Origin of the sequence: Mycobacterium sp. THU-M104 (assembly GCF_049197365.1) — a bacterium.
Lineage (GTDB): Bacteria > Actinomycetota > Actinomycetes > Mycobacteriales > Mycobacteriaceae > Mycobacterium.
The window spans coordinates 1-12,094 of record NZ_JBMIOP010000130.1; the positions used below are offsets into that span (position 1 = coordinate 1).

The following is a 12,094-nucleotide window of genomic DNA, read 5'->3' on the forward strand; positions in this document are numbered from 1 at the left end:
AACGGGCTCTCGTCCAGCAGCGCGTCGGCGGCCGGGTCTTGGACGAGCTGCAGTTTCGGCACCGGCACAGTCTAGGCCGACAGAACGACAGGAGGCCGGGGTAGTCCAGAGGGCTCGACCGGCGGATCAGATAGCGACCGGATTCACCGGACACGACGCGACACGACGCGACCCGGTGCGACCCGGTGCGACCCGGTGCGGCACCGCCGTTCCTGAGTGGATATCGCCGAGTGGTCATGGCCGCCACTGGACAGTTTCCGATGTCCCTTGACCGAGCAGCTTCCCAAGCCCGTGACGACGCAATCGCCAAGCGGATGCCGGTGCTGGCGGGAGCCAGCGGCTGCGCATGAGTTTTCTATGAATGCCGGAGCTTTCTCGACCGGCCACTGCCGCATGGAGAAGATCACCCTATGAACAACATGCCCATGCCCGGTTGGTACCCGGATCCGAGTGGCGCCCCCGGACAACGGTACTGGGACGGCCAGAAGTGGGACGGCCAGAGGTGGGCCGATGCCCCGGTCCCCCAGAAGAGGTCAGACAAGACCAAGTGGATCGCCGGCGGCATCGCCGCGCTGGTCGTGCTGATAGCCATCGCAAGCACCAGCGGCAACAACAAGAAGACAGTGACGGAGACGAACACCGCCGCATCGGCCCCCTCAACGGGGAGCGTCACCACGGCGAAGCCGACCAAGCCAGCTGGGCCTATCGTGGCCTCCGCTGGATCGTCGGTGCGCGACGGCAAGTTCGAGTTCCAGGTGCTGGGTGTTGACCGGTCAGCCACGAAAGAGGGGGTCTTCACCGCGCAGCAGGCCAAGGGTGAGTTCTTCATCGTCAAGGTCCGCGTGACGAACATCGGTGACGACGCCCGGAGCTTCTCCGCATCGAGCCAGCACCTGATCGTCAACGGCAACAAGTACGACGCGACTTCATCGCTCAGCGACAACACCTGGATGGACAACATCAACCCCGGCCTCGAGATCGAGGGCACCGTCTCGTTCGACATCCCGCAAGGATCGGTGCCCAAAGCGATGGAGTTCCACGACTCGATGTTCTCGGGCGGTGCTCGCGTGGCCCTCTAGCCGGGGGGAATGGACATGACACGCGTGATGGCAGCGCTGATCGCAGCGGTGGTTACGGCCGTTGCCTTGTCCAGCTCAGCTCGCGCGGTGCCGGACCAGGGCACACCCGAATTCGACAACTACATGCACGGATTAGAGCGCAATGGATTCCACTTGAGCCCTGACACCGCGTGGCGCGTCGCTCACCAGGCGTGTGAAGGCGGCCTACCGGGGTTCATCGGATGGGAGTTGGCCGCTCAAGGCGTTGTCGGCCCCGGATCACAGCAGCGGCTGATGGACGTGGCCAGAAAGTACGCCTGCCCGGTTCAGTAGGTGACCGGACGGGCGCCGGCCCATCAGCCGGGACCGGATCACCCTTGCAACCCGAGCGGACCGCGCGAAAGCACCTGCGCCGCGCAGCCCCACAAGCGCCGCCGACACCACAGACCGGATGCCGCTCAACGGTGTTCAGCGCCTCTCAGCCGCTCTTGCGCCGGAACTCCCGGCGGTTCTCCAGCGGCCCGTGTGTGCGCGGCTGCTTGCCGCCGCCGTCTTTGTGGGCGGACCCCCCGGATGCCTTGGCCATCTTGCGGTCGAGCGCTTCGCGGAACTTGCGCTTGTTCTCGTCCTCGGAGTCCTCCGACGCCGCATCTGGGGGTGATTTCTCTTCTCGCGGAGAGCTCGACTCAGACATACCGGCAGCTTAGACCCGCCGCCGCGGCTACCGCCTGCCCGGCGGCATGCCGTAGAGGTGAGAGATCGGCAGCGTCAGCAGGACCCGCCGGTCGGTGACCATCGCCTGCCGGTATTCCTCCCAGTCCGGGTGTTCACCTGCGATGTTGCGGTACAAGGCAATCAGGGCCTCGACGGTGTCGTCGTCGGGCGCGGCGGCCGGGGGCGTCAGTTCCGCGGTGCCCTCGGCGACGGCATACGACCACCCGTCGTCGGCGTCGACCAGGAGCGACGCCCGCGGATCACGGCGCAGGTTGCGGGTCTTGGCCCGCGGCTCGGTGATCGACACCCGCAACACCACCTCGCGCGGATCGAAGTGATACTGCACATTGGACAGCTGAGGGCGTCCGTCCCGTTTGATCGTGGCCAGGACCCCGATGGAGTTCCCACTGATCACGGCCAGCAATTTGTCGTCGAAGACCTGACGTCCCATACCGAAAGACTACGTCGCAGGCACTCAGTTCTGGTTCGATGGGGCCATGCCCCGCTAAGCGGCCTTCCTGCGCGGCGTCAACGTCGGCGGTGTCAACCTCGCGATGGCCGATGTGGCCGCCGCGTTGACCGACGCCGGATTCGCCGATGTGCGCACGATCCTGGCCAGCGGCAACGTACTGCTGGACGCGGCGAATTCCGCGGCTGTCGTGCGCGAGAAAGCCGAAGCCGGCCCGAGCGAGAAGACCGCCCGCGGTGACGGTGTCGTCTACTGGCGCGTCCCCAAGGGCTTCACCCTGGACAGCACGATCGGCAAGGCGATGGGAAAGACGCGGTACAAGTCGTCGACCACGACCCGCAACCTGCGCACGCTGACGAAAGTGCTGTGCCGAGAAGCCCTGCCCTAGCGCGCGTCCCGGTCCTCGGGCACGGCCTCGATGTAGCGCAGCGCCTCGGCCTTGCCCAGGCCCAGACCCCGGGCGACATGGACGTACTCCCGCGCCGCAGCCGCCATCGCGGCGTCCGTCGGGTCGTAGCGGGCGATGAAAGTGCCGAAGCGGCCGCGGGTTTCGACGATCGCTGCGCTTTCCAGCTCGCGGTAGGCGCGGGCCACCGTGTTGACGGCCACCCCGAGCTGGTCGGCCAGCTCGCGGACGGTCGGCAGGCGGGTGCCGGGCGGCAGCGTACCTTCCCGGACGCCGTCGATCACCTGCGTCCTGAGCTGGTCGAACAAGGGCTTGCGCCCCTTGACGTCGACCCGCAGCCAGTCAGCCAGCTCCACGCCCCCAGTATCCACCCCAGATATCCACCGCACGCCGACTATGTTGGGTGGGTGCGGGTAACGGTGCTCAGCGGCGCGGGGATCTCCACGGAGAGCGGTGTGCCCACTTTCCGCGACGACAAGAACGGTCTGTGGGCCCGCTTCGACCCCTACGAGCTGTCCAGCACCCAGGGGTGGCGCGACAACCCCGAGCGGGTCTGGGGCTGGTATCTGTGGCGCCACTACCTGGTGGCCAACGTCGCGCCCAACGCCGGACACCGCGCCATCGCCGCGTGGCAGGACTACGCCGAGGTCAGCGTGATCACCCAGAACGTCGACGACCTGCACGAGCGGGCCGGCAGCACGGCGGTGCACCATCTGCACGGCAGCCTCTTCGACTTCCGTTGTGCCCATTGCGGAATCGCGTATACCGGCGCACTGCCCGAAATGCCCGAGCCGGCGCTGGAGGTCGAGCCCCCGGTGTGTCACTGCGGCGGTCTGGTCAGACCCGACATCGTGTGGTTCGGGGAGCAGCTGCCCGACGCGCCCTGGCAGCGCGCCGTGGAGGCCACCGAGTCCGCCGACGTGATGGTGGTCGTGGGAACCTCCGCCGTCGTCTACCCGGCGGCCGGGCTGGCCGACTTGGCGCTGTCGCGCGGCACCGCCGTCATCGAGGTCAACCCCGAGGTCACCCCGCTGTCCGCAAGCGCGACGATCAGCATCCGCGACACCGCGAGCCACGCTCTGCCGCAACTGCTGCAGCGATTACCCGCGCTGCTGGGTTAGTCAGCGCACCGGCGCCGAGCCTGCGCACAGAGCGCGATCTCGACGAAAAAAAACGGGTCAGGGCCGGCGCGCCCGGCCCAGCGCCAGCTCAGACACCGGCAGCGGCAGCCAGGCCGGTAGCGTGTCCTCCCGCCGGGCGGTGTCCACCTCGAATCCGGCCGCGACGATCTCGCGCTCGGTGTCGCGATGGGTGTGGCAGTTGCCGAACAGCCGCGGCCACACCGTCGCGTCGGCAAAGCGCTGCAGCCGCCCCCGTATGCCGCCGCTGGCCACGTGCTCGAGGTAGCGCAGCTCGCCACCCGGCCGCAGCAGCGAGTACAGGCGCCCCAGCACGTCGGCGGGCTCTGCCACCGAGCACAACACCAGCGAGCACACCACCGCGTCGAACGGCTCACCGCCGGCGAATGCCTCCACGGTGTCGCCGTGCACCACGACCCGAACCGGCACCACGTCCGCCGCGGCGCGGGCCTGGACCGTCAGCCGCTGCTCGGGTTCCACGGCGACCACCTCGTCGACCGACTCAGGGTAGTGCGGAAAGTTCGTCCCGATACCCGCGCCGACTTCCAGTACCCGGCCCGTCAGGCCGGCCAGATTCTCCCGGCGCAGCTCCTTGATCGCCTCGACCTCGTGGGCGGCGATGTAGGGCCAGATCCGTGCGAAGAACGGGTTGTCGACCGCTGCCCCAGCTGATGCCCCCATGTGCGTCACCCTTCCACGCCAGTCCACAACACAACACAACACAACACGCCACAACACAACACAACACAACACGAATACCGACCACCGCTACGCTCACGATACGGATCGCCGGCTACGCGATCGCGCCACGTCGCACGGGATCGTCGAAGATCCGGGCGGTCAGGAGCGCCTCGCAAACCACGGCGAGGTCGAACACGTGCCTAACCTACCCTCCGGTAAATTGCCACCATTTTCCGAATCACGACTCAAAGAATCCTTAATGGCGGCCCATACGCTCAGTGTCATGTGGATCGACGACTCGAGTGCCGACGTCATCAAAGCCGACTTCGAAGCTCTCTACCATGGCGACGTGCTGGTAGAAGGCGAGAACTCGGAGCAGTTCGAGGACTTCCAAACCCTCCCTACGGCGAGCTGACCGCCATGAGCGTGCTCGCACGGCTCTTGATGGCCGAACCTGCAATCACCCGGTGGTTCCGCCGATAGGTGCGGACTTCTTTTTTCCAGATCGGCCCCCCGCCATGCGGGGGGCTTTTTCGTTTTTCCGGCGACCGTTTTTCCGGCGACTTCGTTTTTCCGGCGACCGTTTTCCGGCGACCCGAGGTCTCGAGGAGTTCGTCAGCGCGGCGCCATGCGGATGGCGCCGTCCAACCGGATGACCTCGCCGTTGAGCATCGGGTTCTCGATGATGTGCATCGCCAGCGCCCCGTACTCCTCGGGTTTCCCCAGCCGCGACGGGTGGGGCACTTGCTTGCCCAACGACTCGCGGGCCGCTTCCGGCAGGCCGGCCAGCAGCGGGGTGTCGAAAAGGCCGGGGGCAATGGTGACCACCCGGATGAGGTGGCTGGCCAAATCACGCGCGATGGGCAACGTCATCCCCACCACGCCTCCCTTGGACGCCGAATAGGCGGCCTGGCCGATCTGCCCGTCGAACGCCGCCACCGAGGCGGTGTTGACGATGACCCCGCGCTCCTGGGTGTCCGGGGGGCCGACGGGCTCGGTCTTGGCGATCCGCTCGGCGGCCAGCCGCAGCACATTGAAGCTCCCGACCAGGTTGACGTCGACGATCTTGCGGAACGCGTCCAGCGGGAATACGCCGTCCTTGCCCAGCACCCGAATCGCATTGCCGGTGCCGGCGCAGTTCACCACGATGCGCAGCGGACCCATCGCCTCGGCGATGTCCAGCGCGCTGGTCACGGCGACCTCGTCGGTGACGTCGGCCGGGGCGAAACGCGCCCGCGTGCCGAGTTGGCGCACCATGTCCTCGCCCCGCAGATCCAGCACCACCACCTGCGCTCCGGCGTCCAGCAGGCGTTGGGTAGTCGCCAGGCCCAGGCCCGAGGCCCCGCCGGTGACGACGGCGACGGCGTCCTTGATCTCCATTCGAATCCCTCCGTATCCCAGCGGCCCGTATCCCAGCGGCCCGTATCCCAGCGGCCCGTATCCCAGCGGTATGGCCAACCAACGTGTTGGTCGGCGACTATACCTACTCCTTCGCCACCTACTCCTTCGCCCAGTCCTTGAGAACGGCCTCGGCGTCGGCCACCGGCGCGGCCGCGCGCGGTGTCGCGGGCGCGGTGCGCGAGAATCGCGGCGCCGGCATGGGCTGCAGGCCGCCTCCTGGACCGTCACCGACCTCGTATAACGTGTTGCGCTCGGTGAGGTGCGGTTCGGTCTGCACCTCACCGAACGCCAGCACCGGCGTCACGCAGGCATCCGATTCGGCGAACACCTTCGCCCAGTGATCCCGGTCGCGACCGGCGAACGTCTCGGCGAATACCGCCCGCAACTCTTGCCAGCGGCCGACGTCGTTCTGCGCGGGCAGGTCCGCACCCTTTAGACCCAGTCCGGCCAGCAGGGCGGCGTAGAACTGGGGCTCGATGGCCCCGACGGCAACGTAGCGCCCGTCGGCGCATTCGTAGGTGTCGTAATACGGCGCGCCGCCGTCGAGCAGGTTGGTGCCGCGGGTGTCCGACCACATGCCCGAGGCGCGCATCTGCCACATCATCTGGACGAGCACGCTCGAGCCGTCGACCATCGCGGCGTCGACGACCTGTCCCTTGCCCGAACTCTGCCGCTCCCACAACGCCGACAGGATGCCGACCAGCAGGAACATCGACCCACCACCGAAGTCACCAACCAGGTTCAGCGGCGGCACCGGCCGCTCGCCGGCCCGGCCGATGGCGTGCAGGATGCCGTTGAGCGAGATGTAGTTGATGTCGTGCCCGGCCTGCTGGCTGCGCGGGCCGGTCTGCCCCCAGCCCGTCATCCGGGCGTAGACAAGCCTCTCGTTGACCTGCGCGCACTGCTCGGGCCCCAGGCCGAGCCGCTCCGTCACGCCGGGACGGTAGCCCTCGATCAGGACGTCGGCCTTCGCGACGAGTCCGAGCACCAGGTCTCGTCCCGCCTCGGACTTCAGGTCCGCAGTCACCACGCGCCGGTTACGCATCATGGCGTCTTTCGCGACACCGCCGAGACCGGACCCGTCCCGGGGGGGCCGGTCGATGCGCACCACGTCGGCGCCCAGGTCACCCAGGATCATCGCCGCATGAGGGCCGGGCCCGATGCCGGCCAACTCGACGACACGCAATCCACTCAGTGGTCCAGCCACGACGCACCGACCTTTCGTCCGCTCCGACGCCCGGCGGCCGGCGGTCAGGTCGAACTACCGGCCGTTGGCATCTTCGCAGCCGCCCTCGAGGGCCGCGCACCCCGGTCACCTAGGGTGGCTTCATGGAACCCGGCATCGACACACTGGCACCTGTCGCAGGTCTTGCCGTCGCGCTGTCCGGCGGCGTGCTGTCGATCACGATCGACCGGCCCGAGAGCCTCAACTCGCTGACCACCCCGGTGCTGGCCGGGATCGCCGACGCGATGGAGCGCGCGGCCACCGATCCCCGGGTCAAGGTGGTGCGCCTGGGCGGTTCGGGCCGCGGCTTCTGTTCTGGTGCCGGCATGGGCGCCGAGGACCTGGCAGGCGCGGGCCCGGGAACCGAGGTTCTCGAGCAGGCGAACCGCGCCGTGCGGGCGATCATCGCGCTGCCACGGCCCGTCGTAGCCGTGGTGCACGGGCCGGCGGCCGGAGTCGGCGTGTCGCTGGCGCTGGCCTGCGATATCGTATTGGCTTGCGAGACAGCGTTTTTCATGCTCGCCTTCACGCGGATCGGACTGATGCCCGACGGCGGGGCGTCGGCGTTGGTCGCCGCGGCGATCGGGCGGGTCCGCGCTATGCGCATGGCGCTGCTGGCCGAGCGGTTGCCGGCCGCCGACGCGTTGTCCTGGGGCCTGGTCTCGGCGGTGTACCCGGCGGACCAATTCGACGCCGAGGTCGACACGGTGGTCTCGAGGCTGCTGGCCGGTCCGGCCGTGGCCTTTGCCAAGACCAAGGATTCCATCAACGCCGCCACGCTGACCGAACTGGAGCCGACCCTGAAGCGTGAATCCGACGGGCAGGCCCTCCTGCTGCGGTCGCATGACTTCATCGAGGGTGCGACGGCCTTCCAGGAGCGCCGCGCTGCTCAGTTCAGCGACCGCTGACCGCCACCGGAAGCGGCAATCCTTGGCTTCATGAGGTCCGAATGCCCGGTGTGGAAACGGAGAATCGATGGCTGAACAGGTGCGCTGCCTGGTGACCGGGGCGACCGGCTACATCGGCGCCCGCTTGGTTCCGCGACTGCTCGACGAAGGCCATCGGGTGCGCGCATTGGCCCGCGACCCGGACAGGCTGGCCGACGCGCCCTGGCGGACACAGGCCCCGGAAAAAGCCGAGGTGGTGCGCGGCGACCTGGGCGACGTCGGGTCGCTGATCGCGGCATTCGACGGGATGGACGTCGTGTACTACCTGGTCCATTCGATGGGCACGTCGAAGAATTTCGCGACCGAGGAATCCCGCGCCGTGAACAACGTCGTGGCGGCCGCTCGTCGGGCCGGGGTGCGGCGGATGGTGTACCTGAGCGGTTTGCATCCGGAGGGTCGCAAGCTCTCGCCGCATCTCGAGTCACGAAAAGCCGTGGGCGAGGCGCTGATCGACTCCGGAGTCCAGACCGTGGTCCTGCAGGCCGGGGTGGTCGTCGGATCGGGATCGGCGTCCTTCGAGATGATCCGGCACCTCACCGACCGGCTGCCCGTCATGACCACGCCCAAGTGGGTGCACAACAAGATCCAGCCCATCGCGGTGCGCGACGTGCTGCACTACCTGGCGGCCGCGGCGACGGCCCCGGTGCCCGCGGAGGAGGGGTCGCGCACCTGGGACATCGGCGGACCCGACGTCCTGGAATACGGCGACATGATGCGGGTTTACGCACAGGTGGCCGGCCTGTGGCCGCGCCGGTTGATCGTGCTGCCGTTCTTGACACCCACCATCGCCAGCCTGTGGGTGGGGGCCGTGACGCCGATCCCGCCAGGACTGGCGCGGCCGCTGATCGAGTCGCTGGAATGCGACGCGGTGATGCGCAACCACGACATCGACGGCTTCATCGCCCCGCCACCGGGCGGACTCACCGACTACCGTCGCGCCGTCGCTCTCGCACTCGACCGCGCGAAGCGGGGCCTGACCGACGCCACCTGGGACTCGCTGCGCTCCGCGCCCGCCGAGGCGCTGCCCAGCGACCCCGACTGGGCCGGGGAGGTCGTCTACGCCGACGTGCGCACGGCCGTGACCGGGGCCGCCCCCGACGACCTGTGGCGGGCGACCGAGGACGTCGTGGGCGATCGCCGACAGTGGGTGGTGGCCGAACGCGAACCCGGTCGGCTGCTGCGGCTGCGGGGGACCAGACGGCTACCGGGGCGGGCGTGGCTCGAGATCTCGGTGACACCGAACGACGACGGCGCCAGCACGTACACGCAGCGGGCGGTCTTCCTGCCGAGCGGCATAGTCGGGCGGCTGTACTGGTTGCTGATGCGGCCCGCGCACGCGGCGGCCCTGGCCCGCCTGGCCCGCCGGGTCGTCGACTCGGCGCGGTGAACCGGCGTCACAAGACGCCGAACATCGGCGGCAGAGCGAGCACCATGATGAGGCCCCAGACGACGTGGCTCAGCACCGGCGCGAGGACACCGCCGGTGGCCCGGCGCTCGAAGGCGCACACCGTCCCGAGGATGATCGCGGCGAATCCGAGCATCGGGTTGCCGCTGGCCATGGTCGCGATCGTGTACAGCAGGGTCGAGACGAAAACCGGGTGGCGGTGACGGCCCAGCGCACTGTAGAGCGCGCCGCGGAAGAAGATCTCCTCGGCCACCGCATTGACGACGATGATCACGACGATGAACAGATAGGACCCGTGGGCGAACAGCAGCACCCGGGTGATCAGCTCTGCGACCGGCGGGATCTCCCTGGCGACCAGCCCGCCCAGCACGAACACGGCGCCGATCAGCAGGCCGATCATCGTACCGGTGATGACCGGGCGCTGGTTACGCCCGCGCCAGCGGATACCGCCCAGATGCAGCGGCCCTGAAAGGAACCCGCCGACCGTCCACACCGCGGCCAGCGCCAGGGTGAGCCAGTAGAAGCTGGACTCGCCCGGGTGGCGCCGCAGCGAGAACCCCAGCACCGCCGCACCGACGACGAGCGTGACGCTCACGACGACGCGGCGGCGCCGCACGACCCCGGGCGGTTCATTCTGGGGCACAGCGACATTGGTTATCGCGCGGCGCAGCTCGGCGACGGAGCCGGCGGGTGCGACCGGCCCGCTCATGCGGGGCGCACCTTCGCCCAGGCGGGATCCGAGGCATCCAGGGTGACGGCCGTCACGTCCGCGTACCACCCCAGACGCTTCAGGTGCGCCGGATTACGGGAGGCCGCCGCGACGTGGTGCTGATGTGCCGACAGCGCCGTGAAAAGCCGCGACCCCACACAACCGGTGGCACCGGTGACCAGGGTCCGCATACTTGACCACCCTAGCGGCCGCACAGCGTTCGGCGCGGGTGCCGGGCACGCCGCTGAACTGATCCCGCGGCGGCATCGTGAGCCCAGATGTGAGCGCAGATGCCGCCCGTTGGCCACGGAGCCCGGTCGCGGGATAGTAGTCGCATGTATTACCTGCTGATCCTGGCGGTCGGACTGGAACGCCTGGCGGAGCTGCTGGTGTCCAAGCGCAACGCCGAATGGTCGTTCGCCCGGGGCGCCAAGGAGTTCGGCCGGCCGCACTACATGCTGATGATGGTCATCCACACAGCGCTGCTGGTGGGCTGCGTCGTCGAACCGTGGGCGCTGCATCGGCCGTTCCTCGCGTGGCTGGGCTGGCCGATGCTGGGCATGGTGGCGCTCAGCCAGGGGCTGCGCTGGTGGTGCATCGCCACCCTGGGCCCCCGGTGGAACACCCGGGTCATCGTGGTGCCGGATGTGCCGCTGGTGCGCGAGGGGCCGTACCGGTGGCTTCATCACCCCAACTATGTTGCAGTGGTGACCGAGGGGATCGCGCTGCCGCTGGTGCACACCGCGTGGGTGACCGCGGTGCTGTTCACCGTGGCCAACGCGGCATTGCTGCGGGTGCGTCTGCACGTGGAAAACACCGCCCTGGGCTACACATGAGCGACTATGACGCCGACGTGCTCGTGATCGGCGGCGGCCCGGCGGGCCTCGCGACGGCGTTACACGCGCGCCGGCGCGGGCTGTCGGTGGTCGTGGTCGAGCCCCGGGAAGGCCCCGTCGACAAGGCCTGCGGCGAGGGATTGATGCCCGGCGGGCTGTCCGAGCTGACCTCGCTCGGTGTCGACCCGGCCGGCATGCCGTTCCGCGGGATCGCCTACGTGAGCGACCGTCATCGGGCACAGGCCCGGTTCCGCAACGGTCCCGGACGGGGCGTGCGGCGCACCACGTTGCACGCGGAGTTGGCTGCCCGCGCCAAGGAACAGGACACCGAGTGGCTTTCGGCGCGGGTGACGGCCGTCGACCAGGACGGGCGTGGGGTGATGGCCGCCGGCGTGCGCGCGAAGTGGTTGGTGGCGGCCGACGGGCTGCATTCGACGGTCCGCCGCGCGGTGGGGATCAGCGCGACGGCCGGGACGCCGCGCCGCTACGGTGTCCGCCGGCATTTCCGCGTGCCGGCGTGGTCGGAGTTCGTCGAAGTGCACTGGTCGCGGTGGGGTGAGGCATACGTGACGCCGGTCGAACCGGACCTGGTCGGCGTCGCGATCCTGTCCCGCGGGCGGCCCGACCTGGCCTGGTTCCCGGAGCTGGCCCGTCGCTTGGCACCCGCCGATCGAGGGCCCGCGCGCGGCTGCGGCCCACTGCGCCAAGTGGTTTCGCGCCGGGTCGCCGGGCGCGTGCTGTTGGTCGGGGACGCGGCCGGCTACGAGGACGCGCTGACCGGCGAGGGCATCAGCCTCGCCATCAAGCAGGCGGCCGCCGTCATCGACGCCGTCGCCGCCGACACACCCGCGTCGTACGAGGCCGCATGGCACCGGATCACCCGCGATTACCGGCTGCTCACGCGCGCACTGGTGTTGGCCGGCGCGCCCCGCACCGCGCGTCGCGCGATCGTGCCGGCGGCCGCCCTGCTGCCCCCGGTGTTTCAATGGGGGGTCAACGTCCTGGGTAGCTAGTGGTCTCGCCCGTAAGTTCGTCGGGGGTTGTTACCAGACGCCGCTGGTGCCGAGTCTGCGCTGGCGGCGTCGAGACTGTGCTCAGCGCTAC

At 69.0% G+C, this 12,094-nt stretch carries 16 protein-coding genes and 1 pseudogene; 9 read left to right on the top strand and 8 right to left on the bottom strand.

Features of this window, described 5'->3' with window-relative positions; genetic code table 11:
- The first annotated feature begins 410 nt into the window (after window positions 1-410).
- The gene (locus ACOJVU_RS11405; protein WP_421529889.1) at window positions 411-1,079 is read left to right on the top strand and encodes a DUF4352 domain-containing protein; all 669 of its coding nucleotides are present in this window, start codon (window positions 411-413) and stop codon (window positions 1,077-1,079) included.
- A 9-nt stretch (window positions 1,080-1,088) separates the two neighbouring features.
- Window positions 1,089-1,391, top strand: a complete 303-nt coding sequence (locus ACOJVU_RS11410; RefSeq protein ID WP_421529890.1) for a DUF732 domain-containing protein — start codon at window positions 1,089-1,091, stop codon at window positions 1,389-1,391.
- Between the two features lie 145 nt (window positions 1,392-1,536).
- Here the strand turns inward: ACOJVU_RS11410 and ACOJVU_RS11415 are convergent, their stop codons facing one another.
- Both ACOJVU_RS11415 and ACOJVU_RS11420 read right to left on the bottom strand, forming a co-directional pair.
- Complete coding sequence (locus ACOJVU_RS11415) at window positions 1,537-1,752, bottom strand: DUF5302 domain-containing protein (protein ID WP_421529891.1); 216 nt, start codon at window positions 1,750-1,752, stop codon at window positions 1,537-1,539.
- A 27-nt stretch (window positions 1,753-1,779) separates the two neighbouring features.
- Window positions 1,780-2,223 (bottom strand): PPOX class F420-dependent oxidoreductase, encoded by a 444-nt coding sequence (locus ACOJVU_RS11420; RefSeq protein WP_421529892.1) that lies wholly within the window; start codon window positions 2,221-2,223, stop codon window positions 1,780-1,782.
- Window positions 2,224-2,290: 67 nt separating this feature from the next.
- Between ACOJVU_RS11420 and ACOJVU_RS11425 the strand changes: the two genes are divergently transcribed.
- Entirely contained in the window at window positions 2,291-2,629 is a 339-nt protein-coding gene (locus ACOJVU_RS11425) for a DUF1697 domain-containing protein (RefSeq protein ID WP_421529902.1), read from the top strand.
- On the opposite strand, the gene ACOJVU_RS11430 is transcribed toward ACOJVU_RS11425, so the two are convergent.
- Window positions 2,626-3,003 (bottom strand): GntR family transcriptional regulator, encoded by a 378-nt coding sequence (locus tag ACOJVU_RS11430; protein WP_421529893.1) that lies wholly within the window; start codon window positions 3,001-3,003, stop codon window positions 2,626-2,628. The genes ACOJVU_RS11425 and ACOJVU_RS11430 overlap by 4 nt on opposite strands.
- A gap of 51 nt (window positions 3,004-3,054) precedes the next feature.
- Between ACOJVU_RS11430 and ACOJVU_RS11435 the strand changes: the two genes are divergently transcribed.
- Entirely contained in the window at window positions 3,055-3,768 is a 714-nt protein-coding gene (locus ACOJVU_RS11435; protein WP_421529894.1) for an NAD-dependent deacylase, read from the top strand.
- Between the two features lie 57 nt (window positions 3,769-3,825).
- Here the strand turns inward: ACOJVU_RS11435 and ACOJVU_RS11440 are convergent, their stop codons facing one another.
- A complete protein-coding gene (locus ACOJVU_RS11440; RefSeq protein ID WP_421529895.1) occupies window positions 3,826-4,467 on the bottom strand; it encodes a class I SAM-dependent methyltransferase in 642 nt (213 codons plus the stop codon).
- Between ACOJVU_RS11440 and ACOJVU_RS11445 the strand changes: the two genes are divergently transcribed.
- A complete protein-coding gene (locus tag ACOJVU_RS11445) occupies window positions 4,466-4,882 on the top strand; it encodes a hypothetical protein (RefSeq protein WP_421529904.1) in 417 nt (138 codons plus the stop codon). The genes ACOJVU_RS11440 and ACOJVU_RS11445 overlap by 2 nt on opposite strands.
- Window positions 4,883-5,082: 200 nt before the next feature.
- Here ACOJVU_RS11445 and ACOJVU_RS11450 read toward each other — a convergent pair whose 3' ends face one another.
- Window positions 5,083-5,847, bottom strand: coding sequence for a 3-hydroxyacyl-CoA dehydrogenase (locus ACOJVU_RS11450; protein WP_421529903.1), 765 nt, complete (start codon window positions 5,845-5,847; stop codon window positions 5,083-5,085).
- A gap of 118 nt (window positions 5,848-5,965) precedes the next feature.
- On the bottom strand, window positions 5,966-7,075 hold the full coding sequence (locus ACOJVU_RS11455; protein WP_421529896.1) for a CaiB/BaiF CoA transferase family protein: 1,110 nt from the start codon (window positions 7,073-7,075) through the stop codon (window positions 5,966-5,968).
- 122 nt (window positions 7,076-7,197) lie between these two features.
- Here ACOJVU_RS11455 and ACOJVU_RS11460 point away from each other — a divergent pair, with 122 nt between their 5' ends.
- Together ACOJVU_RS11460 and ACOJVU_RS11465 are read left to right on the top strand one after the other, a co-directional pair.
- A complete protein-coding gene (locus ACOJVU_RS11460; protein WP_421529897.1) occupies window positions 7,198-8,001 on the top strand; it encodes an enoyl-CoA hydratase in 804 nt (267 codons plus the stop codon).
- 67 nt (window positions 8,002-8,068) lie between these two features.
- The gene (locus ACOJVU_RS11465; RefSeq protein WP_421529898.1) at window positions 8,069-9,427 is read left to right on the top strand and encodes a DUF2867 domain-containing protein; all 1,359 of its coding nucleotides are present in this window, start codon (window positions 8,069-8,071) and stop codon (window positions 9,425-9,427) included.
- A 7-nt stretch (window positions 9,428-9,434) separates the two neighbouring features.
- On the opposite strand, the gene ACOJVU_RS11470 is transcribed toward ACOJVU_RS11465, so the two are convergent.
- Together ACOJVU_RS11470 and ACOJVU_RS11475 are read right to left on the bottom strand one after the other, a co-directional pair.
- Entirely contained in the window at window positions 9,435-10,154 is a 720-nt protein-coding gene (locus ACOJVU_RS11470) for a CPBP family intramembrane glutamic endopeptidase (protein WP_421529899.1), read from the bottom strand.
- Window positions 10,155-10,174: 20 nt separating this feature from the next.
- A pseudogene (locus tag ACOJVU_RS11475) lies at window positions 10,175-10,345 on the bottom strand (NAD(P)H-binding protein); the annotation flags it as partial.
- A gap of 144 nt (window positions 10,346-10,489) precedes the next feature.
- On the opposite strand from ACOJVU_RS11475, the gene ACOJVU_RS11480 reads away from it, so the two are divergent.
- Window positions 10,490-10,990 (top strand): isoprenylcysteine carboxyl methyltransferase family protein, encoded by a 501-nt coding sequence (locus tag ACOJVU_RS11480; RefSeq protein WP_421529900.1) that lies wholly within the window; start codon window positions 10,490-10,492, stop codon window positions 10,988-10,990.
- Window positions 10,987-12,003, top strand: a complete 1,017-nt coding sequence (locus ACOJVU_RS11485) for an NAD(P)/FAD-dependent oxidoreductase (protein ID WP_421529901.1) — start codon at window positions 10,987-10,989, stop codon at window positions 12,001-12,003. The genes ACOJVU_RS11480 and ACOJVU_RS11485 overlap by 4 nt, the downstream gene beginning before the upstream one ends.
- Window positions 12,004-12,094 lie beyond the last annotated feature (91 nt).

Bases quoted from the DNA above. Each gene is read 5' to 3' on its own strand.
- ACOJVU_RS11405 (WP_421529889.1), top strand. From the start codon at position 411: ATGAACAACATGCCCATGCCCGGTTGGTACCCGGATCCGAGTGGCGCC.
- ACOJVU_RS11410 (WP_421529890.1), top strand. From the start codon at position 1,089: ATGGACATGACACGCGTGATGGCAGCGCTGATCGCAGCGGTGGTTACG.
- ACOJVU_RS11415 (WP_421529891.1), bottom strand. From the start codon at position 1,752: ATGTCTGAGTCGAGCTCTCCGCGAGAAGAGAAATCACCCCCAGATGCG.
- ACOJVU_RS11420 (WP_421529892.1), bottom strand. From the start codon at position 2,223: ATGGGACGTCAGGTCTTCGACGACAAATTGCTGGCCGTGATCAGTGGG.
- ACOJVU_RS11445 (WP_421529904.1), top strand. From the start codon at position 4,466: ATGTGCGTCACCCTTCCACGCCAGTCCACAACACAACACAACACAACA.
- ACOJVU_RS11440 (WP_421529895.1), bottom strand. From the start codon at position 4,467: ATGGGGGCATCAGCTGGGGCAGCGGTCGACAACCCGTTCTTCGCACGG.
- ACOJVU_RS11450 (WP_421529903.1), bottom strand. From the start codon at position 5,847: ATGGAGATCAAGGACGCCGTCGCCGTCGTCACCGGCGGGGCCTCGGGC.
- ACOJVU_RS11460 (WP_421529897.1), top strand. From the start codon at position 7,198: ATGGAACCCGGCATCGACACACTGGCACCTGTCGCAGGTCTTGCCGTC.
- ACOJVU_RS11465 (WP_421529898.1), top strand. From the start codon at position 8,069: ATGGCTGAACAGGTGCGCTGCCTGGTGACCGGGGCGACCGGCTACATC.
- ACOJVU_RS11470 (WP_421529899.1), bottom strand. From the start codon at position 10,154: ATGAGCGGGCCGGTCGCACCCGCCGGCTCCGTCGCCGAGCTGCGCCGC.
- ACOJVU_RS11480 (WP_421529900.1), top strand. From the start codon at position 10,490: ATGTATTACCTGCTGATCCTGGCGGTCGGACTGGAACGCCTGGCGGAG.
- ACOJVU_RS11485 (WP_421529901.1), top strand. From the start codon at position 10,987: ATGAGCGACTATGACGCCGACGTGCTCGTGATCGGCGGCGGCCCGGCG.